The sequence below is a fragment of the Bacillus cereus group sp. BceL291 genome (assembly GCF_051776705.1).
GTDB lineage: Bacteria > Bacillota > Bacilli > Bacillales > Bacillaceae_G > Bacillus_A > Bacillus_A cereus.
This window is the reverse complement of sequence record NZ_JBPWAP010000059.1, coordinates 1-20,436: the sequence shown is the minus strand read 5'-3', so window position 1 is coordinate 20,436 and position 20,436 is coordinate 1. Positions and strand designations below refer to the sequence as shown.

Here is a 20,436-nt window from a genome sequence, read left to right as displayed (position 1 = left end):
TGTTTTACCTACACTACAATTATATAAAAAAGAAAGCCCATAATGAGCTCTCCTTTCAAAAAAACGCATTAACAACTACGTTTTCACGCTGTATTACAAACAAATATTTAAACGGCAGTCCACAATCTCTTCTATAATAAACACACATTTATTCCGGAAAGCGTCTGTAGTAACCACTTCTTTTGTATATTGATCAATTTTCACTACCGTTACCATTTCATGATGAATATATCCCTGCCGATAATAAGTTATATGTATTTCTTCTCCCATAGATAAAGACTGATTTAAAATTCGACCTATTTCTTCTAATTGTTGCTGATCCAGAATTGGTTTTGTGATTTTATTTTGTTCCTGGATAATCTCACGAATCCCCTGAAACTGCTCAGGCAAACTGGAAAATGGCATCCACTTGACCATCTTCCGTCCTTTTGGCATTTGAGAATTCATCATGCTTTATGGCCCCCTAACAACATATTTCTTTCTCTAGCTGTACTTTCATTACAATAAGATATTCCCCTTAATATGCTGTTCTTACCAAATTTCGACCTAATATCATCCATAACATATGCTAATTTCATTTCTTTTTCTCTTCTTTCTACATTATCAAATAACGAAAGTTGTTCTTCTCCATCTTTAATTAAGTTAGTCAAAGATACCGAGATACTTCGAATCGGCTCACCTGTATATAATTTATGTAAATATCCCATACAAACTTCATAAATATCCATCGTCAAACAAGTGGGGCGCGGAAAAGTACAGGTTTTTCTAATCCCACCACTATAAGCCCTACTATAACTAACAGAAAAGTGTATAGTTTGTGCTAATTTTCTTTCTCTTCTTAATCGATAACACACTTCTTCAATATGCTCTAATAAAACAATTTGTATTTCTTCAATTGAATAATCGCGCATTAAGATTTGACTTTTACCAATTGATTTTGATTCTGTCACATGTTTTTCTGAAATTTTACTAAAGTCAATCCCGTGACTGTGCAAATGCATATCCTCACCGATTATTCCGAAAGATTGCTTTAAATACTTCAAAGGATAATGAGCTAAATCACCAATTGTATAAATCCCCTTCCTATTCAATTTCGTTTCAGTTTTCGTTGATATTCCCCAAAATTCATTTAACGGACGTATTGGCCATATCTTCTCCGGTACATCTTCATACCGCCAATACGCAATCCCTGTTTCATTCCTCTTAGCTTCACGATCCAGAGCTACCTTCGACATAAGCGGGTTCGGCCCAATACCAACTGTACACTCAATCCTCGTCTTCTCATATACTTCCCTCTTAAATTTTATCGCAAATTCGATTGGGTCATTCGCAAACAAATGCAATGTACTTGTCATATCAAGAAATTGCTCATCTATGGAATAGGTATGTAAATCCTCTGGCGCTACATATTGCAATGCTAACTTAGTGATATAATTTGAGCATTTTATATACGTTTCCATCTGCGGATTCACTATAATAATATCTGACCTTTTTGGAATCTCGTATAATCTACTTAGTTTTCCAACACCTAATCTCTTCAAAGGTGGCGTAGCTGCTAATACAACCGAACCACTCCGCTTCACATCTCCAACCACGGCTAACTTTGTATATTTAGGGTCTAATCCCCTTTTGATACAACTCACTGAGGCGTAAAAAGACCTAAAATCAACACACATCACAATACGATTCGGCAAAACGGAATAGTCATACATTTAAAATCCTCCTAAAACAAAAGAACATTTGTTCTTATTATACACGAACTAACGTTCTTTATGTTCTATTTTCGCAAAAAAAGAGAGTCTGCAAAAGACCCTCTTCTTATGAATTCTATATAGCATTAAAGTTCCTGAAGTATTTCCGTTACTTTATCAAGCTCCTCTTGCGAAAGATTAAAGTCACTAAGTGCTTGCTTTTGATAGCTTGATTTTCCACCTGGATTCTGTATAGTATTAAATTCTTGAAATACTTTAGTTACTTTATCAAGCTCCTCTTTTGGAAGATGGCGCCACAGCATACCTTCATCTAGTACCGTTAACCGTTCTTTTTCGTTAATTTTTTTTTGATTATACATTCTGTATTCCTCCTTTTCTACAAAGATTAAATCCCATGACAATCTACTAAATATTAATCTTGATTGATGCTGCTTCTATAAAGGTTACACTACCATATACTACAGTAGCCACTTCATGAAACAACAATGTTGTTAGGCTTTATAATTTTTATTTCTTTTTTGTTTCAAACCAAAATACACTATAAAAATCAACTTTAAACTGTTCTTTACAATTCTCACAATTCATTTCAAAATCCCCCCCAAGATCACCAACATCTAAATAAGCATGATAATCATCATGGATATGTTTACAACATGGACACTCTATGTACTCAGCTTTATGCATTTTCTTCTCTCCCTTTTCTGTACAAATTTTAAACTGTATAAGTTTCACTCAATATTTTCAGCACTTAAAATACGAGACTTCTTATATGCTTTTTGCGCATCATTGGTAATAGCTATACCAGTTATAATTACTACAGCCAAATACTCAATGTATTTAAATCCTGTATACCCCACAGTAACTACACTTCCGATAATAAAAAATATAGTCATAAGAAAAGAAATGATAAAAATACGTTCGTACTTTTTAGACTTCTTTCCCCGTTTTTCAGCTTCAGATTTTTTTCGATTCACAATAGACATTTCGCATTACCCCTTTTTTCAAAATAATGCTTTTTCATAAGTCCTTAACTTTTTTGTTATCAATTACATTTAATTTCGGCTTTGTTACGTCTTCATGTTTCATCAAATCGTACATCAATTGGACTGAATTCTCTTTCCTTGAAGGAGGAACTTTTTGTATAGTTTCAAATAATTTGCTAATTGAAAAAGAGGGGTACTTAACAAAACTTACTTTTTCATTCTCCCTTACAAGTTCTCCATTTTTATAGGCTAATGCTTTTTCATACATAGAATTAGAATTTAATTGATAGATTTTTAATTCGTAGTATTCTTTTTTATTTTCTAGATATTCTCCCATTTGTAGCATTGTAAGCTCTTCTCTAATTTCTAAATTTGATTTTGACGTCTTTTTATACACTACACGAAACATACTCGTTCATCCCTTCTACCAATATTCTCACTAAAATTCAAATTGAATTACAATTAATTATACTTTTCCGGATTTGATTCAAATCCACAATAATATCAAGTATAATTTTCACAACATTTTTCATTTAGCAATAAATAAACCATAAATTATATTATCTATAACAAAACGAGATTAAACAATCAGGATAACATTTTAAGTCATATAGAATAAACGCAATATATTAAGCGAAATTATTTACTAAAAAGCCCTACAAAACAGGTAAGTAGATCCCACAATATAATGATAACATTTATTTAAATTTATTTAATCTTTTCCTAATTGTATTTAATCTACTTTCAAATTTCATCTTATTTGTCATAGATAACAAGGTTCTCCCTTCACCATAAAGAAGTTTTTCTAAACGATTAAATTTTATCCATAAAGAACTAGAATCTGCACCATCACTTTCCACTACTCTATCTTTTAAACTAGCAATTTCATTATCCAGAATATAAACAATTGATTTTTTATCTACTTGTCCAAAATAACTCATGATTTAACATCCCCTTCTTATATTGCATACGATTTATAGTCATTTTCCCATATTTAACTTCAAATAATTTATATAGTTCTCCACTGTACTTTTAGACCAGTAAGGAACACCTGAGAGAATTACATCTTCTTCTACAAACTTCCCTCTTTTTCTATACGTCGCTATCTTCGCTTGAGTATACTCCAATCCTGCATTTTTTAATTCTCTTGCAAATTCACTTTGATTAAAATATTCAGTACTCGACAAAATCAACTTATGACTTGAACCTCGAAGTAAAAATGTATCACTTCTAAAATAATGCGCTATCAAATCTAATGCGAATGCTAATTTTTCTCCAATTAAATACTGATATAACAGATTTATATTAAAACTATTTTCTTTCGGGCTTTTAAAGAACCAAAGTAATTTTAAAAAAGTCCTTTCTTCTTCTGTATCTAAAGAACGGAGCGCTTCATCATGCATAAAAACATTCTCATAAGCATTAATTTTATTTTCTAAATTCGGATAAGAATTTAGAAGTAATTCTATAGCCTTTGACATGGTAAATTTCTCCTTTGTGATAACTTATAACAAAGATAACACGAATTGTTATGATTCACAACATTTTTTGTTATAATTCATAACAATTATATAAAACAACTTCGCTAACAAAAGGAATCAAGCTTTTCTAAATCGAGAAAGGAGTCAGTATGTACAATAAAGAAACATACTATCGCCACTCATTCAAAAACTCCCCCTACTTTGCATTTGCAAAAACTTTTGTTATAATTTTAATAAGAAGCGAGTTATACCATTATTTTTTGTGCATATTAAAAGAAGAGATGCGCTAACATCTCTTCAAGTAACTGTTTACCGCAAGGCGGGTCAGTTGCTAACATTTATTTACGTTTTGAACTGCCCTTTCGCTTGCCGGCTCTAGGGGCGGTTCTTTTATTTTTACTACCTAATTTCTTTGCTAACTCATTTGCATAAGCCGTTGCAAAGACTGTAATAAATACTTTTACAGCATCATGTAATAAATTTAGTAAAGAATCCATACGGTCACCTCCTTCCCCTCTAAAATTAGAGAAAAAGGATCAGCAACCTCCCGCCCACGTTATCCAGTTGTCTTTAATTCTACCATAAGTCCCGCTATAAAAATAGAAACATTCATTCTACATCTTTAGGTTCAACATCCAGATCATAACATCTAATATGAATAAATATTTTATCCCCTATTGATTCTATCTCAATGACGTTACCCATTATTCCAATCTCTTCTGTACGATTCTTTCCACTTCTAATATGCCAAGTTAGCTTTTTAAAACGTTTTTCTAACTCTGGAATTCCTTTAAAGTGAAGTCTCAATTCTATTGGCCCATACTTATATGGCTTATCTTGTATATCTATGTACCTGTGGGTTTCAAATGTAAAATATTGATTTTGATTCAATCTTCCCCTAACAAAAACAACAGGATTTAACTTTCCACCTTCAAAGTCCCGCTTTAGTTCATCATATTTACCAGGATAGTAGTATTGTTTATTAGAACGCAACACTCTCCAGACATTCATTCGGTGTTCCTCCGGGCGATCATCAGATGTATGATAAAGTAATTCCGCTGCACTATTCAAGGTAACTGTAGTCGATTTATTAGGAGATTTTCTCGTTTTAACCGGGCCTACTTTAACTGGATTAACAGCTGTTGAAACGGATTTTCCAACTTTCACTCCAGCTGTAACCTTGTCCTCTTCTTCATTTTCGTGAAAAAAGGGTAATTTCAACTTGATATTCAGCTTTTCTCCTATTATTCTGATCCTTTCCGACACTTCATCAACCGGAAGATAATTATCACAATTCACATCATGTTCGGCATCTTTTGAAGGTAGCCTATAGTAAGGATTCTTCCCTCCTGCATGTACCACATGTCTCTCACAATCCATACAATGAAAAGTCCCCATATTTTTCATCTCTATTGTGACTTCATGACAATTTACTTTTCTTTGTTTATGTGGATTTGCATAACTTCTATAGTATGCATCTCTCATAGGTTTACTTCTTCCCATCAAAGCACCTCCAATTTCACTATTTCTATATTAAACTATAGCAAAATTAGAATTACATATCATTTTCAAGTACCTAGCAATCTTCTCCGCTCCTTAAATTGACGGACGAAATGTAAGATTACAACTAAATAGCGCGATATTTAATTTCAATGGACACATGCCTCCCCCTAAAAACTTACCTCTTCCAATATGTTCATCATTCACGACGAACAATAAGCCAAACAATTGCTACAAGCAACCCAATAATAACCGCAATTGAAAGCTGCAACCAATATTCAACCGTAAAACTTTTAATTTCTTCACCAATTTGGGCAAATACCGCCGGAAAACATAAACCCAGTAATGTTATTACCACACCAATCAATCCTAATTTTTGTTGAAACCACTGAAACATTTTTATACGCCTTCTTTCTATCTATACTTGCATACGCAATTTTCTTTTGTGTTTACAAGTAGTCTACACCAATATAATATATAAGGGGACGGATAGAATAAGGCGCATTTCCAGCATCAAACCTTGTCCTGACAGGGTTTGATTCATAATTATATAAATACTAAAGTTGTTAATAATACAACTGAAAGTTGTCTATTACTCAACAAATTTCGAGAAAATTGTAAATATGACAATAAACGGAGGAAAATTATGCCAAGAAGAAGAGCGAGTATACCTGTATACTGGGGAGCAATTATTTTAGATTCCTTTAAACATTTACAAGACAATGATTTTACCGGATCGGATTATAAGGTGCTATTTTTCCTTTGTGAACATATGAATAAAGAAAATAATCATACATATATGAGACAAACGAAAATTGCCGCTGATATGAATATGGACAAAGGCAATATTTCTAGAAGCATAACGAAGCTACGCAAAAAACAACTTATCGTTAAAGCTGAATATGGTTTCATGTTAAACCCGCATTTATTTTATGTTGGAAAACGAGATCGTAACTCCCGAATAAAAATAAGAGATGAATTCGATGGACTAATACGTAAACAAGGTGAAGAACCTCGCTTTAATTTAAATGAGGATGATTACTACTTAGAAGATTTTACAGACCCATTAGAAGATGACGACAATTATTAAAAAATATAAAGAGCCCCTTACATACGTGTAAGAGGCTCTTTATTATTATACAAGTACAACCTCGCGATAACTCCCATCTATTAACGTTAACTGATACCCAGCATCTTCTATAAGTTCATGTGTTCCTGCAAAATCGATAACTTTCCCTTTAGGTAGAATTAAATTTAATTCTTGTTTTGTAATTTCATTCAGATCATCATTTATATATTCTTTTAAACGATCCAAATACCCCGAGATTATTAGAACATAATTTTCACCATTTAGATTTTCGACGATCTCCAGGTCCAAACAGAAGTCTATAATAGCCATTTCTTTTTCAAACATAGGCAATCTTACAATTCCCTCGCCGATTAATTTCTTGATCTGCTTTTCCGTATGCGATCCATTTTTCACGTTAAAGGGGTCACACGACCGAAAAAAGAAAATTGTACGTTAAGGAATATTTTCTATTAAATGTAATAATTATCCGTTTCAGGGGGCGCCTTTTCATCTTTTTTAATTCTTTTAATTTCCGATATGAGCAAAAAACATACCTTCATACTAGAATAAACAACCTGAAAAAAATCTTATCTATAAAATCATTGTTAAAAACATTCTTTTGTGACAAAAAACGCAATTCTGACAAGAACCACTCACTCGAATTCGCTTTCGTAGTATATTAATATAAATAATATTTTAAGGAGTGATAGTATGACGAACCTATTTAAATCTCAAAAAACTTTTATAGCCAAACTAGGAATTGTATTAGGAATATCAAGTACCCTGTTTTTTGGAAGTAATGTCATGGCAGCTCAAACCACAAATATTACAGATGTAGATGCACAAATGGACAAAATTTCTGATTTTTATTTTAAAAACGAATTAGAATGGAAAGACTTACCTGAATACCCTGGAGCTTATCATTATATTAGATTAGATAGTAAAAAAACAAATATGGATTTAGATCTCAAAGCGAGCAATTTAAAAAATTTAACTTATAGTGATTTACATCCAGAATATATTGGTGAAAATGAATTTGATAATACAAATGGCAGTATAGATCAAACATTCACAACAGCATCGTATTCTCATCAAGTTACGAACTCCGCTAGTACAAGTGTTACGGAAGGGTTTAAAGTAGGAGGAAAAACAACGCTTTTTAAATTACCTATTTTATTAACAGATGGTGTTGATATTACTGCAGAATTCAACTCTGCAACAAGTACAACAAATACAGTTACAGATACTAAGACTTTAACAGCTTCACCACAAAATATAAAAGTTCCAGCTGGTAAAAAATATTTAGTTAAAGTGGATATGGCTAAAAAAACATTTAATGGAGATATAGAATTTAGTGCAAATGGAAAGAATGTAAAATCGAAACTTGACACCTTAGCAACTTATTATGGACCCGGATTCCCACGTCCAAATAAATATCCATCACTTCTATTTACAACAGCAGATATGTGGAAAAAGTTATCTACTAGTCAGCAAAATCAAATAAAGGGAGTTACTTTTGATTCTAGTAAAAATCTTATATTGAATGGGAAAGCACATGTAAATGGAATCTTTGGAAGTAAACTACGTGTTAGTGTTTATGATATTACGGATTCAAAATTATCACCTAAACTAATTCAACAGAAATTTATGGAGCAATAACAATATTAGGTCCGACACGACCCAAACAAGAAAATTATACGTTAAGGAATATTTTCACACAAAAAAGACGAATCTTTCTATATTAAAGATTCGTCTTTTCATCTTTTTTTAATTCTCCTAATTTCCGATATAAAGCAGCTTGACTAACACCTGTGATGGCGCAAATTTCTTTCATTGTTTTCTTTGTTTTTTGGCGCAATTCAATTGCATGGTTCATCCCTGCATGTTGTTCCGTATATTTTTTTATTCTTCCCCGATACACTCCTTTTTGTTTTGCAAGTTTAATTCCAGCAATTTGTTTTTCTTTAATCATTTCTCGATCTAATTCACTAAAGGCTGACATAACTGTTAAAAAGAATTTTCCTGTTGGAGTTCTTGTATCAATTCCTAAATTTAAAACCGCAAAGTGTACGCCTTTTTCACGAAGATGTTCAACAAATTGTAGTAATTGAATTGTATTCCGTCCTAATCGATCCATTCTTGTTACAACAAGTGTATCTCCTTTTATTAATTGCGAAAGTAAATCATCTAATTCTATTTTTTCTTGACTTACACCACTGATTTTTTCTTTTACAATTTTATCAACCCCATATTTTAAAAGTTGTTCTATTTGTGTATCTAAATTTTGATCTTGTGCACTGACACGAGCATATCCATATATCATTTTTTCACCTTTTTCATCTTTAATTTTGATAGGTGCTATTGATAGTCTGTAAACCCTTTATTATCAAGGAGACAAATTATTATCAATAGGGTATACTCTACTGATAATAACTGTTTTTTCAGAAGAAAGGAATTAAATATTGAAAACAAGAGAACTTCTTACAGATGCACAAAGAACATTTTTTTATGAAATTCCGAGTCAGATGGATGAACGTGAATTAATTCGATATTACACCTTATCTGATGAAGAGTTGCGAATTGTTAATCAACAACGTGGTGATCACAACCGATTGGGATTTGCTATTCAAATTTCTTATCTCCGTTTTCCAGGTAGGCCTTTATCAGCTAAAGAAAATATTCCACAATTTCTCGTGAGCTTTCTTGCAAAACAAATAGATGTAGCTTCTTGGGAGATACAAAATTACGCACGTACTCGAGATACCACACGGCGAGAGCATGTAAATAAAATACGGAATCTTTACAATTTACGTACTTTTACTCTGAGAGAATACCGTGAATTAGCACGGTGGCTTCTCCCTCTAGCAATGAAAATAGAAAACGGGTATTTACTGGTAGAAGCTCTTATTCAGGAAATGGGAAAACGGAAAATTATCCTTCCAGCAGTTTACGCTATAGAACATTTAGCCTGGTCTGTAAGAGAACGTGCTAGGAAAAGAATTTTTAAATATTTAACTAAAGGACTTTCTTCTTATCAATACGAACAACTAGATACATTACTTTATAATCGTGAAGAGAACAAAAGTTCACTTTTATCCTGGTTACGTCAACCACCGGGTGTTATAGCGCTTAAAAATTTCCATGAAATTTTAGATCGATTAGAGTTTATTCAAAGTTTAGATTTACCTTTAGATAATGGGAAAGAAATTCATCAGAATAAATTAATACAAATGGCCCGTGAGGGCTCTCGTTATTCTATACAACATTTATCTAGGTTTAATGAGAGGAAACGATATGCAACGATCATGGCATTCCTTATCCATATCTATGCTTTTTTAACTGATCAAGGTTTAGATATGTTTGCAAAACTAATGGGACGAATGTTTAACCGTGGAGAAAATAAACATAATAAACTATTTCAAAAAGATGGGAAATCAATAAATGAAAAAGTTAGACTTTATGTCGAAATAGGAAAAGCATTAATTGAAGCAAAAGAATTAGAAACAGATCCTTTCGAAGCTGTACAATCTATTATATCTTGGGAGAAATTTATTCACTCTGTGCATGAGGCTGAAAGCTTAGCTAGACCAATAGAATTTGATTATCTAGATTTGCTGGATAATCATTATGGACATTTTCGTAAAATGGCTCCGCGTTTACTCAATAGATACGTGTTTAAAGCTTCTTCAACCAGCCAAACTGTATTACAAGCATTAGAACTATTAAAAGAAGCCAATCAATCTGGAAAACGAAAAATACCTGATAATGTACCGACCGATTTTATAAAGTCTAAATGGATGAAATATGTGTACCAAGACGATAAAATAAATCGACATTACTATGAATTTAGTGTGTTTTCAGAGTTAGTGAATACCCTTCGTTCTGGTGATATGTGGGTAAAAGGCAGCAAGCAATATAAAGATTTTGAAGAGTATCTTTTACCACCCCATACTTGGCAGCACATGAAGCAAACCCAACAAATTCCCCTGGAATTTACAGAGGATGTAGAGAAATATTTAAACAAACGCTTTGAACAATTAGATATAGAACTTTCAAAAGTCAATTGTTTAATTGCAAATCAAGATTTGCCAGGTGTAACGATATATGGAGGTAAAATACAAGTTGCTTCTCTAAAAAAGATGGTTCCAGAAGATGTAGAAGAAATTACTCGACTTGTGTATGACTTATTGCCGCGTATTAAATTAACAGATTTATTAGTAGAAGTAGATACTTGGACACAGTTTAGTAAACACTTTGTTCATCTTCACACTCAAAAGGCTCCAAAAGAAAAATCGATTTTATTTGCGGCTATCTTATCAGATGGAATTAATTTAGGATTAAGTAAAATGGCTGATGCTTGTCCAAATATCTCATATTCTCAGCTAGCTTGGATAGCGGATTGGTACATAAGAGATGAAATCTATACGAAAGCACTTGGAGATATTGCAAACTTTCATCATAAACAACCCTTTTCTTCATATTGGGGAGAGGGCACTACTTCATCTTCAGATGGACAATTTTTTCGTGCCGGTGGGACTTCCAGTCCCCTAGCACAAGTAAATGGTAAGTATGGTCATGACCCAGGAGTAAGTTTTTATACACATATATCAGATCAATATCATCCATTTTATGTCCAAGTTATTAGTTCCACAGAAGAGGCACCACATATTATTGATGGATTACTATATCATGAAACAGATTTGCAAATTGAAGAACATTATACAGATGCCGCTGGTTTTGTTGATCATATATTTGGAATGTGCCATATGTTAGGATTTCGCTTTTCACCAAGAATTAAAACGATTGATAATCGTAAAATATATACATTATCTGCGCCAACAATATATGATCATGTTAATTTCATGGTTGGCGGAACAATTCAGGTAAAGAAAATACGTGAAAATTGGGATGAAATATTACGTTTAGTTAGCTCTATACGACAAGGAACAGTTACAGCTTCCCTGATTTTAAAAAAATTATCATCTTACCCTAGACAAAATAGCTTATCTATCGCACTTCGTGAAGTCGGCCGGATAGAACGAAGTTTATATATGTTAAAATGGATACAAGATCCTGAACACAGAAGAAAAGTTCAGGTTGAATTAAATAAAGGCGAAAGTAAAAATTCTTTGGCTAGAGCCATATTTTTTAATCAATTAGGAGAAATTCGCGACCGATCCTATGAAGATCAATTACATCGTGCAAGTGGACTTCAACTCATTATTTCTGCGATTGTAACCTGGAATTCTATCTATATCTCTCGTGCAATTGAAACGTTGCGGAATAATGGTATTCATATTCCAGAGGAATATATTCAGCACATCTCTCCATTAGGCTGGGAACATATCGCACTTACAGGAGATTATATTTGGAATTTAAATCAAAAAGTGAATTTTGAAAACTTACGGCCACTACGAAAAAATAGAATAAAGCAGAAATAAAAACACAGGGAGAATCATTTTCTCTGTGTTTTTATTTCTTAATAATATGTAAAAATATCCCTTAACGTACAATTTTCTTTTTTCGGTCGTGTGACCCCTTAAATATTCTCATTGGCATACTTATTCCATCCTTTATTCAATTTACTTATTAAAATATTTTTCTAGATCACTTAAATTGACCTTCCCTGATTTATCAGCCATCGCCCTTATATCATCTAGATACATTTCTACTTCTAACTCTTTCTGCTGTTCTCTCGCTCTGCTAATCACGCTCTGCGCTGGATAAAACACCTTGCTTAATCCGGATAGCTCTGAATATACCAAACTAGCTTGGTCCCTTACATATTTATAATCAAACAATTCTTTTTTTACTTGGCCAATATCTAACTGGCCATTTTTTACAAGGATTTTCCTCCAGAAACTTTCCCAACACTCTTGTACTTCGTGATCAACTGGCTCCATTGGCTCTTTAAGCATTTCATTTTGTTGCTTTAAATCAATAATTCTTACTGTCAGTTCTAAAGCAACTTGTTTATTTGAAGTCTCATATTCTTCTAGTTCTTTAATTATTTCATTGTTTGCCTCAATTGCTTGTTTCCGTATTAATTCCGTATCCATGCCCCATTTCCTACTTTGACTCATTAATTTTTCCTCAACCTCTAAAAAGTTACTTGTCATATTTTCATTCATTTCCTCTTCCTCCTTCATATTTTGGATATATTCTCTTAAAGCCCTTATATAAAACCCACTCAATTATTCAATGCTCTGATCTCATTTTCCTAACCTTACTCCACAACATGAAATAACATGTTGCAAATAATATAAATAGAAAAAGCATTAAGTATGCTAGAGCAAATATCGCTTCAATTAAGGGTCTTTCATAAGCCCATACATTAAAAGCAATACCTATTATGATACAAAGCAAAACTTTATAATTATTATTTAAAGCTTGCATTTTCCTGCTCTCTTTCCTGAACTGTAATGTTTCGATTCACTCTTTCCCTATCTTGATGGGACATTTTATTAAACTTTTTTATTGCCTCTTCAACCGTTCCCGCTTCAACAGTTACTTCAAATACTCGAACCTCTTTATATGCCAAATTAAATTTTTTCATTTTAAAACCCTTTCCTAATTCCGTACTTTTACGGCCCTTCTGTTCCATTCTCTATTTTGAAATCATAGTTTTCTACAAACCAATTTTCATTTTCTAGTACCAAGCTTAATTTCATGCTATGATTCTCTTTTTTCTTCTCTCCCTCAATTGAAATTACGTATTCATAATTGACAGTAACATCTGCTTTGTCTTCAGCTGAACGTGTATAGTACATATCTTTTACATTCGCTTTTGTCATGTAATGAATGGCTGCATCATCAATTTGCTTATGTGAATCCTCACCAGCATTAAACAATTTATTTTCCGCTTCTCCCTTAACTAATTTCCGTAATGCTTCAAGCCCTTTTTTCTCCTTATCATTACTGTCATAAGTCATTAAAGTTTCTACAAAATTTTTGGCCACTACCTGACCTTTTTCTTGCGTATTTTCTTTTAAAACTTGCAAACGCTCTTCTAATTCTCTATTTTCATTCTTCAATTCATTTATTTTAGCTGTAAGTTTTGTCTTCTGTTGTTTAGCCTCACCCTTTAGATCAGAATTACTACTCCATAGCGTCAAACTTGTAATACTCAACGCGATAATTGCGCCAATTTGTAATATTTGTTTCATTTGATTTCCTCCTTATTTCGGCATATACGGTGCTGGATCAAGCTGTCCGTATTTAAATGATGTTTTGATTTCAAAGTGTAAATGAGGTCCTGTCACTTGCCCTGTAGCCCCGCAAATACCCAGTTGTTGACCTGCTTGAACCATTTGTCCTTGTTGCACCGAAAGTGCGTCCATATGGCCATACAACGTCCACAAACCACCTTCATGCTCTAAGACTACCGCATTTCCGTATCCACCAAAACCACTACCACTGGCTCCAAATTGTGCAAAACCAACTCGACCAGCTTTTGCCGCGCCAATTGCTGTCTGTCCTCGCGTACATGCATAATCAGTCCCCTTATGAATGGTTCCCCAACGTGGACCATATGGGCTGGTAACAAGTGGACTTCCTGGAATCGGTAAAACAAATCCATACGAGCTAGGATCACCCACATTCCCAACACCTCCGCTATCTGCTGGTGTACAGTTAAATGTAAGCCCGCCTAACTGCTGAGCAAACTTTGTAACTAAAGCTGGCCATAAACCATTTGTACCGTGCGGATCATTTGCCGCGCCCGGCGGTGCATACTTAGCACCAATTGCTTCAATTGTTGTAATTCCCATTCCGATATAATTTTTGTATAAGTTACGAGCCATGCCGTTTATACCTTCTTCTAATGTCGCAAACTGAATAAAGCCTGTCATGTTAGTACTTGCGGGGTTCATTAATCCACCTGGATTGTTATATTTTTTCACAGCATTACTTGTACCATTACCTGTTTCTAGCATCGCTATAGCGGTTAATAAGACTGGATCAATATTATTTTGTGTACCTGCATCAATAAAAGCTTGCCCCTTAGATGCAAACACACCCTTCAAGTGTGGGTCTAAATCCGCTGCGGTCAATTGTTTATCCCCTGGGCGGCAAACTGTATTACCTATTAATCCGCCCCCACCACTTACTGGTTCTTTTTTTTCATCACCTAAAAGCATAAATAAGACGATCCCTATTAAAACAAAGAAAATTACAATTAGAGAAACACTACTAAACAAACAACCACTAACCATCCATAGTTTACGGACTTTACTTATTTTCGCTTTCTTTTTGGCTTCTTTCTCCTCTATATCCTCGTGCTCTAAATCCACGCTTCATGTACCTCCCTTACAAAAAATGCCCCGCTATAAACTAGCGAGGCATTGTAACTAAATACATATTTTTATATTGTTTCTGTTTCTATTTTTATTTCATTTTCTTCAGCTAAGGTTTCTAACTCTACCTTTTGTTGTGTCGCATCTATCATAATTTCTTGCGATGCTGCTACTTCTGCTTGTGCGGATTCTATATGTGTTGTTTCATTTGTTCTATTTATTTTATCGGCTTGCGAAGACTCTACATGTTCTGACGGCTTCGCTTCCACCGCTCCCCTAATCTCTTGCGAAGCCCCTTGTCTTTGCAAGACTTGGCTCCCTTCAAAAGATTGACCTTTTACCTCTTGTTCTCCTAAACTATTTCCATTCATAGTTTGACCTTTTATCCCTTGTTCTCCTAAACTACTTCCATTCATAGTTTGACCTTTTATCCCTTGTTCTCCTAAACTACTTCCATTCATAGTTTGACCTTTTATCCCTTGTTCTCCTAAACTACTTCCATTCATAGTTTGTCCAGGAATCGAACCGGAAGATTCTAGCGAATCCGGGCTTGTCATCGTCAAGTCTCCCGAAGATTCGACGGATGCACCTTGGATATCATTAACATTCATCGATTCATTATTTATACCCATTCCACCAGGCTCCGCTATATTAAATTCACCAACTGACGATACTTTTGTCGAACCATTTCCAATTGGACTTCCCTCTAAATTAAAACCTTCCGTTTTCGTCGAACTTTTTGCCTCCAACCCTTTTGTTGAAGTCAATTCCTTTCCATTCGTTTCATTTAATACAAATTCATTTTCACTCCCACTTTCCTGATCTATACCAGATGGATTAACTACCCCTTGTTTTTCATCCAATGATGGTACAATATCACCTGATTTTCCAGTTGAATTTGAAGTTCCTTCTGAAGAGTTCAGCTGTCCAACACTGGCAATTTGATTTAAGGCTCCTTCACCATTTTCAGTTTCATATTCCGAAACGTTATCTTGCTCCTGGTGTCCTGGTGTTTCTATATCTGATACTTCCATATTCTCTTTTTGCGAGTCTGTAGTACTTTCTTCTGTCGTCGCTAACTCCATTGCGTTTCCTTCTCCATGTCCAGCTTCGTAATTAGAGGAATCATCTTGTTCTACCTGTTCTGGTGTTTCTACATCTGACACTTCCATATTCTCTTTTTGCGAGTCTGTAGTACTTTCTTCTGTTGTCGCTAACTCCATTGCATTTCCTTCTTCATATCCAGCTTCGTAATTAGAGGAATCATCTTGTTCTACTTGTTCTGGTGTTTCTACATCTGATAACGGTTCATTATTTTGTGCTGAATCCACTTCAGTTTCTTCAGTCGTTACTAAAACTTCACCGTTCCCTCCATCTTGTTCTGTTTCGTAATCGGAAGGATCATCTTGCTCAGGCTGCTTTATATCTTCTACATCGGACAATTCCGGATTTTCTTCTTCGCCATCATTCCCATTCATTGTTGCCAATTCTTCATTATTTTCTTCTTGATTTTCTGTTTCATAATTAGATGGATCATCCTGCTCACCTTGCTCTGGAGCTTCTACATCCTGCAATTCTGAATCATTTTGGTTTGCCCCTTCTCCTTCCTCTCTAATTTCTGAAAGTTCTTCGTTATTATCTTCCCCTTCTTGGTTTTCGTATTGAGAAGGATCGTCCTGCTCAGGCTGATCTATATCTTCTACATCGGACAACTCCGGATTTTCTTCTTCATCATTTCCATTCACCGTTGCCAATTCTTCATTGTTTCCTTCTTGGTTTTCAGTTTCATAATCAGATGGATCATCCTGCTCACCTTGTTCTTGAGCTTCTACATCCTGCAATTCTGAATCGCTTTTTTCTGTACCTTCTCTTTCCTCATTAATTTTTGAAAGTTCTTCGTTGTTATCTTCTCCTTCTTGATTTTCGTATTGAGAAGAATCATCCTGTTCAGGCTGCTCCGCATCTTCTACTTCAGATAACTCCGGATTTTCTTCTTCAACTCCTTCTAACGATGCAAGGTTTTCTGGATTGACTTCTTCTTGATCTTCTTGATACTCTTCTGTCTCTTCTTGCTCTGCATTTACAACCACTTCATCCTCATCTTCATCAATTGTGGCTCTTTCTTGTTCTTCCTCGACTTGCTTTTCTTCGTCTTGATGTTGTTCTGTTTGTTCGTCTTCTTCACCAATACTTGCATATTTTGTTTTTTCTTCTTCACTTTCTCCCGAAACTTTCTCTTCATCTAGGGTAGCTTGTTTTGTTCCGCTTTCATCAGCTGTATGTTCAGAAGGATCATCCCCCATATAATTTGGATCAGAATCTCCAAACATATCTTTTGCTCTTCCTACACCTGCATTAATGCCATCCATTGTTCGATTAAATCCATCCTTTGTTTTGCCTGCCATATACTCTAAATCCGTAAATGAATTATACGCAACCTTCGATTTACGGAATGCCGCTTTTATGTTATCTCTAAAGATATAACAAAGGACAAATACCAGAATCTGAAGGATCATCGTCATTAAATAGCCAGATGTTCCCGCTTCCGGAAGTTCATATAACAGCCCAGCAATTGAAAATAGAATAATTACAATAAGTGACAAGAAAATTTTTGCGGCTAACGGTTTAAGCCATTGTTCAGCCCAACTAATTAAAACGCGCCTATTTTTCGGTAATAATGCAAAAGCCATCGCTATTGGACCAATAATACTCATTACCATAAACAACAATTGGCACGCTACTATCAGCAAGCATATAACCGCTGTTGGAGCTCCTGCAAAAGTATTTACAATGTAGTACATAAAGGTAAATATCAATCGCTCCCCTACCGACTCATTTGTCATCATAAAATTCTTATGTTCTTTAACATCTTCTGTTACTAACTTAACCCTATCTTCCCCAGGTGGTGTATTGATTAATTTATTTACCCTCTCTACACCAATAGTATCTAGTGAATCTTGACCATATTGTAAGTACAAATAAGGACGCTCTACCATCAATTCCCACATTTGTGCTTTCACATTCGCTATAGCCCGACTTTTTGTTTGCCCTGGATTCCCATGGATTGTTCCGGTTGTCTTACTTAAAACTTGAAGACTAATTTCAGAACTAATTGTATTCATCCCTTTCAGAATCGCTGGTGCATTTGCGATGTAAAGCAATATACCTGCAATAACACACACTACCTTAAATAATTCACTTATCCCCTTTGTCATTTGTCTTTTTACAAAAAACAAATAAATAAAATATATAACAGATAAAATACATGTCATTTTAATAATCGATGGGAATAAACCTTCACTTTCAAATTCCGGTTTACTTCCTATTCCCGCTATATTTTGCATTGCTTTCCCTAATTTATCTGCAACGACATCGATAATATCTAGGCTGAAGGATTGTTCTACTATAAATAACAATATTTTTGTCAACCAAACTCCAAACTGAAACATTAATGAAACTATCCATTGACCGACTCCATTAATTTTCCGCTGTATATCTTTCCCTACAGAATCATCACCAAACATATAGCCCCAAGCCTTTGAGAAAAAGCCTTTTTCATCGTCTTTATGCGGTGCGGTATCTATCTCATAATGAACATTCTCAAAATCTTCTTGCTTAGATTTATCAAACAAGTTACCTGAAATTGTATTGGCCTCTGACGCTTTTGGTTCGTCCTCTGCAAAGGCTACATTCGGCACAGTACCGACAAATAAAATAAAAATGGCCATAAAAAGAGGGAAGAGCTTTTTCATTCTCGTTCCCCCTCCCACTTATGGACTTGTATTGGCTTCTTATCTCCTACAATGGACTCTAAATTGTGAGTATCTCCCCAAGCCCAACCGTAATTCTTCCATTTTCCATCTTTTTTATCTTTTATCATTTTTAATTCCACACTACTCTTCCCACCTGTACCTGGATGATAATAACGAGCCTTGTAATAAAATTCATTTGAACCTTCTTCTAGATCATACCTAAACAGCTCATATCGCCCGTTCAATTTATCACTTGCCCCTGGATATGTTACATTGTATTCCTTCAAAAATTCGTATTCATTTATATGCAATTCATTCATTTTTTTATTATCTAATTCAATATAAGCTTTCATATATTCCAAGGCTGCTTTATCAGCCGCTTTTATATTAATCGATTTCTGATTATCTATCACTTCACTTTTAGTAGATTGACAGGCTGTAAGGGTTGTTACAATTAACCCTCCAGCCACAATAGCTCCTACTAAATAGCCCAATGTTCTTTTATATTTCACGATTCCTTCACTCCTATTTCGCCTTATATTAAGCGCCCGCGAGTTCCTGTTCACGTTCTTCCGCTGTTTTCGTTGAAGAATCAAATGCCTCTGCTAATTCTTTGAAAACAGGATCAACTTTAATAACTGCCGTACGTCCATAGATGTCTTGGAACAAGCAATGACCCCTTTTTAAATTCTGCAACATTCTTATATTAGCGTCTGTTACTGGCAAATTATAATATCCTAACATTTCTTTTGCTTCAGCATCATTTTTCAAGCAATAGGAGAATTTCATTCCAACGTTGGCAATCTCCTTATTCGCTGAATTAAAATCGCTCGCATTTTGTGTACCAAGATATAATCCTGTATTGTGATAACGCCCTTTACGAATAATTTCATCCGAAAGTTTTGCCCCTTCACGATTTCGCATAACGTTTTTAGCTTCATCTTGAATATAAACTTTAAATTTCTTACGATCTGTTGAAAGCATAAGGGATTTACCGAATGCTGTTAAAGCTGTAAGAACACTTTCTGATAATTTATCAGTAATACTCAATACAGTTTGCTCTAATGGTGGTAATGATAAATGTTGAATTTGTAAAACTTGTAAAGCCCTTTCTAAATCTAAGGCTCTGTAATCCTGGCCAGGCTTACCAAACAATAGATTTGCAAGTGGCGAATTTTCAATTGTATTTAAACGTGTTACTAATTCTGTTAATAATGCCAACTCTTCTTGGATCAATTCACCATCTTGTTTCATTTCAAACAATTCATCTTTTACTAAAGATAAACAAGGCTCTTCTTTCTTTGCCACTCGTTGAATTGCTGTCCATAGGAAGTCATATTTTGAATTCTCTAGCGTTACACCTGTTAAATATGTTAAAACTTCCAACGATAAACTCATCGCATCTTCTTTTGTTGCACTAACACGGAATGGGTCTAAACATCCTTTATCACGTTCACTTTGTCCTAAAGTCCACACTTCCAATTGATCCTTATTTTTCTTAAACCCTGGGAGCAATTTTGGCCATTCACTTCTATGTGCGTGATAGGTAAAGCTTTGATATCATCTCCACCTTTTCCCCCACCTAACACCGTACGTGACAGTTTCCCGTCATACGGCGTCCCATCATTTTCAGCTAATTGATATA

The 20,436-nt window shown here is 34.4% G+C and carries 23 protein-coding genes and 1 pseudogene; 3 read left to right on the top strand and 21 right to left on the bottom strand.

Annotation, left to right across the window (positions count from 1 at the left end):
- Window positions 1-93: 93 nt before the first annotated feature.
- The 11 genes from ACS2CR_RS26455 to ACS2CR_RS26405 form a co-directional block, all read right to left on the bottom strand.
- Window positions 94-450, bottom strand: a complete 357-nt coding sequence (locus ACS2CR_RS26455) for a YolD-like family protein (protein WP_153594297.1) — start codon at window positions 448-450, stop codon at window positions 94-96.
- A complete protein-coding gene (locus ACS2CR_RS26450) occupies window positions 447-1,712 on the bottom strand; it encodes a DinB/UmuC family translesion DNA polymerase (RefSeq protein ID WP_438906092.1) in 1,266 nt (421 codons plus the stop codon). The genes ACS2CR_RS26455 and ACS2CR_RS26450 overlap by 4 nt, the downstream gene beginning before the upstream one ends.
- A gap of 125 nt (window positions 1,713-1,837) precedes the next feature.
- Complete coding sequence (locus ACS2CR_RS26445; protein ID WP_153603043.1) at window positions 1,838-2,071, bottom strand: hypothetical protein; 234 nt, start codon at window positions 2,069-2,071, stop codon at window positions 1,838-1,840.
- A 148-nt stretch (window positions 2,072-2,219) separates the two neighbouring features.
- Entirely contained in the window at window positions 2,220-2,396 is a 177-nt protein-coding gene (locus ACS2CR_RS26440) for a hypothetical protein (protein ID WP_170925751.1), read from the bottom strand.
- 44 nt (window positions 2,397-2,440) lie between these two features.
- Window positions 2,441-2,695, bottom strand: coding sequence for a hypothetical protein (locus ACS2CR_RS26435; protein ID WP_086387301.1), 255 nt, complete (start codon window positions 2,693-2,695; stop codon window positions 2,441-2,443).
- 34 nt (window positions 2,696-2,729) lie between these two features.
- On the bottom strand, window positions 2,730-3,104 hold the full coding sequence (locus ACS2CR_RS26430) for a hypothetical protein (RefSeq protein WP_153603042.1): 375 nt from the start codon (window positions 3,102-3,104) through the stop codon (window positions 2,730-2,732).
- A gap of 289 nt (window positions 3,105-3,393) precedes the next feature.
- The gene (locus ACS2CR_RS26425; protein WP_086387303.1) at window positions 3,394-3,636 is read right to left on the bottom strand and encodes a hypothetical protein; all 243 of its coding nucleotides are present in this window, start codon (window positions 3,634-3,636) and stop codon (window positions 3,394-3,396) included.
- 39 nt (window positions 3,637-3,675) lie between these two features.
- Entirely contained in the window at window positions 3,676-4,176 is a 501-nt protein-coding gene (locus ACS2CR_RS26420; protein ID WP_086387304.1) for a hypothetical protein, read from the bottom strand.
- A 338-nt stretch (window positions 4,177-4,514) separates the two neighbouring features.
- Complete coding sequence (locus tag ACS2CR_RS26415; protein ID WP_170925750.1) at window positions 4,515-4,673, bottom strand: hypothetical protein; 159 nt, start codon at window positions 4,671-4,673, stop codon at window positions 4,515-4,517.
- Window positions 4,674-4,785: 112 nt separating this feature from the next.
- Window positions 4,786-5,679, bottom strand: coding sequence for a hypothetical protein (locus ACS2CR_RS26410; protein ID WP_086387305.1), 894 nt, complete (start codon window positions 5,677-5,679; stop codon window positions 4,786-4,788).
- 196 nt (window positions 5,680-5,875) lie between these two features.
- A complete protein-coding gene (locus ACS2CR_RS26405; RefSeq protein ID WP_042595227.1) occupies window positions 5,876-6,073 on the bottom strand; it encodes a hypothetical protein in 198 nt (65 codons plus the stop codon).
- A gap of 249 nt (window positions 6,074-6,322) precedes the next feature.
- Between ACS2CR_RS26405 and ACS2CR_RS26400 the strand changes: the two genes are divergently transcribed.
- Window positions 6,323-6,766: a helix-turn-helix domain-containing protein gene (locus tag ACS2CR_RS26400; RefSeq protein WP_042595228.1), complete on the top strand. Its 444-nt coding sequence runs from the start codon at window positions 6,323-6,325 to the stop codon at window positions 6,764-6,766.
- Window positions 6,767-6,811: 45 nt separating this feature from the next.
- Here ACS2CR_RS26400 and ACS2CR_RS26395 read toward each other — a convergent pair whose 3' ends face one another.
- Window positions 6,812-7,159, bottom strand: a complete 348-nt coding sequence (locus ACS2CR_RS26395; RefSeq protein ID WP_438906091.1) for a hypothetical protein — start codon at window positions 7,157-7,159, stop codon at window positions 6,812-6,814.
- A gap of 297 nt (window positions 7,160-7,456) precedes the next feature.
- On the opposite strand from ACS2CR_RS26395, the gene ACS2CR_RS26390 reads away from it, so the two are divergent.
- The gene (locus tag ACS2CR_RS26390) at window positions 7,457-8,404 is read left to right on the top strand and encodes an ETX/MTX2 family pore-forming toxin (protein ID WP_327952654.1); all 948 of its coding nucleotides are present in this window, start codon (window positions 7,457-7,459) and stop codon (window positions 8,402-8,404) included.
- Window positions 8,405-8,486: 82 nt separating this feature from the next.
- Here ACS2CR_RS26390 and ACS2CR_RS26385 read toward each other — a convergent pair whose 3' ends face one another.
- A complete protein-coding gene (locus tag ACS2CR_RS26385) occupies window positions 8,487-9,068 on the bottom strand; it encodes a recombinase family protein (RefSeq protein WP_438906090.1) in 582 nt (193 codons plus the stop codon).
- A gap of 139 nt (window positions 9,069-9,207) precedes the next feature.
- Between ACS2CR_RS26385 and ACS2CR_RS26380 the strand changes: the two genes are divergently transcribed.
- Complete coding sequence (locus ACS2CR_RS26380; RefSeq protein WP_438906089.1) at window positions 9,208-12,186, top strand: Tn3 family transposase; 2,979 nt, start codon at window positions 9,208-9,210, stop codon at window positions 12,184-12,186.
- Window positions 12,187-12,327: 141 nt separating this feature from the next.
- On the opposite strand, the gene ACS2CR_RS26375 is transcribed toward ACS2CR_RS26380, so the two are convergent.
- The 8 genes and pseudogenes from ACS2CR_RS26375 to ACS2CR_RS26340 all read right to left on the bottom strand — a co-directional run.
- A complete protein-coding gene (locus ACS2CR_RS26375; protein WP_153603040.1) occupies window positions 12,328-12,876 on the bottom strand; it encodes a hypothetical protein in 549 nt (182 codons plus the stop codon).
- 248 nt (window positions 12,877-13,124) lie between these two features.
- The gene (locus ACS2CR_RS26370; protein ID WP_325853214.1) at window positions 13,125-13,301 is read right to left on the bottom strand and encodes a hypothetical protein; all 177 of its coding nucleotides are present in this window, start codon (window positions 13,299-13,301) and stop codon (window positions 13,125-13,127) included.
- Between the two features lie 28 nt (window positions 13,302-13,329).
- Window positions 13,330-13,911, bottom strand: coding sequence for a hypothetical protein (locus tag ACS2CR_RS26365; protein ID WP_000809636.1), 582 nt, complete (start codon window positions 13,909-13,911; stop codon window positions 13,330-13,332).
- Between the two features lie 12 nt (window positions 13,912-13,923).
- Window positions 13,924-15,036, bottom strand: a complete 1,113-nt coding sequence (locus ACS2CR_RS26360; RefSeq protein WP_438906088.1) for a peptidoglycan DD-metalloendopeptidase family protein — start codon at window positions 15,034-15,036, stop codon at window positions 13,924-13,926.
- Between the two features lie 71 nt (window positions 15,037-15,107).
- Entirely contained in the window at window positions 15,108-18,791 is a 3,684-nt protein-coding gene (locus tag ACS2CR_RS26355) for a CD3337/EF1877 family mobilome membrane protein (protein ID WP_438906087.1), read from the bottom strand.
- Window positions 18,788-19,303, bottom strand: coding sequence for a hypothetical protein (locus ACS2CR_RS26350; protein ID WP_042595250.1), 516 nt, complete (start codon window positions 19,301-19,303; stop codon window positions 18,788-18,790). The genes ACS2CR_RS26355 and ACS2CR_RS26350 overlap by 4 nt, the downstream gene beginning before the upstream one ends.
- Before the next feature lie 28 nt (window positions 19,304-19,331).
- Window positions 19,332-20,324 (bottom strand): annotated as a pseudogene (locus ACS2CR_RS26345) (ATP-binding protein); the annotation flags it as partial.
- Window positions 20,255-20,436 (bottom strand): hypothetical protein (locus tag ACS2CR_RS26340; protein ID WP_438906086.1); only part of this gene is annotated, 182 nt, incomplete at its 5' end. The pseudogene ACS2CR_RS26345 and the gene ACS2CR_RS26340, both read right to left, overlap by 70 nt.